General features: G+C 44.5%; 2 rRNA genes and 1 pseudogene. All 3 read right to left on the bottom strand.

The annotated features are described in order from the left end of the window. Positions 1 to 244: 244 nt before the first annotated feature. Positions 245 to 373, bottom strand: a pseudogene (locus L5M38_RS24185) (IS630 family transposase); the annotation flags it as partial. A 216-nt stretch (positions 374 to 589) separates the two neighbouring features. Continuing rightward, positions 590 to 705 (bottom strand): 5S ribosomal RNA (gene rrf, locus L5M38_RS24180). A 138-nt stretch (positions 706 to 843) separates the two neighbouring features. Then, a 23S ribosomal RNA gene (locus L5M38_RS24175) occupies positions 844 to 1035 on the bottom strand; the annotation flags it as partial.

Genomic DNA, 1035 nt, shown 5'->3' with positions numbered 1-1035 from the left:
TGGCAAGGTTGAATTAGGCTGATACTCAGCCAGTAAAGCGCGCTGTTTATAGTAAGTGGTGATAGAGACATTATGGTGTTGGCAAAATTCGATATTAGTGCCACTAAACGAGCCGCGTTGTTGAAGTAGCATCTGCCACTGAGTAGTTGTTCTGTATGTTTTCATCACCTGCTCCAAATTTATCATTGAGCAGGTATTTTTAGACAATCAGAACATCGATGCTAGGTGTACTTCGCTAGACGCATACCTTAAGCATGCTTGCGATGGCGGTACGAGAATGACCTTCAGTGAAATGGAGTAAGGCAAGATAGCGCATACGTTTGCGTGCACTTTTCTCCGATTTTACTAAGGCTGCGATGTGGGGATGATTCATATTTTGTATGATTAAAAACTGATGACCAATTAGATCACATAATTAATATAATTGGTATAAATACGGAGTATTTAGCCATGATTGAACGCGAAGAAGCTTGTCTTCGTAGCTGGGGAGTCCGCTTAGCGGCGGGTTGACATCGAGATAAGTTTTCGCGGAGCGTATAAACACCAAAGCCCTAGCGGTTTAGGCTAGGGCTTTGGTGTTTATTTGGATGCTTGGCGATGACCTACTCTCACATGGGGAGACCCCACACTACCATCGGCGCGTTTGCGTTTCACTTCTGAGTTCGGGATGGGATCAGGTGGTTCCACAAGGCTATTGTCACCAAGCAAATTCTGTTTATTACCGTGTCCATCTCTGGCTCACGCTAATAATAATTCGGAAAGCTGATTTGCTTTGTTTGAGTTCACACTTTATCAAGTGTCGATATTCTGTCTAAGGCTGCTTATAAAACCCATCTGGGTTGTATGGTTAAGCCTCTCGAGTCATTAGTACATGTTAGCTCAACGCCTCACAACGCTTACACACCATGCCTATCAACGTCCTAGTCTCGAACGGCTCTTTAGAGGAATTAAATTCCTAGGGATGACTCATCTTAGGGCTCGCTTCCCGCTTAGATGCTTTCAGCGGTTATCGATTCCGAACGTAGCTACCGGGCA

The sequence above is a fragment of the Shewanella sp. SM101 genome (assembly GCF_025654465.1).
Classification (GTDB): Bacteria; Pseudomonadota; Gammaproteobacteria; order Enterobacterales; family Shewanellaceae; genus Shewanella; species Shewanella oncorhynchi.
Note: the sequence above shows the minus strand (reverse complement) of the source record. Positions and strands in the feature narration are given on the sequence as shown.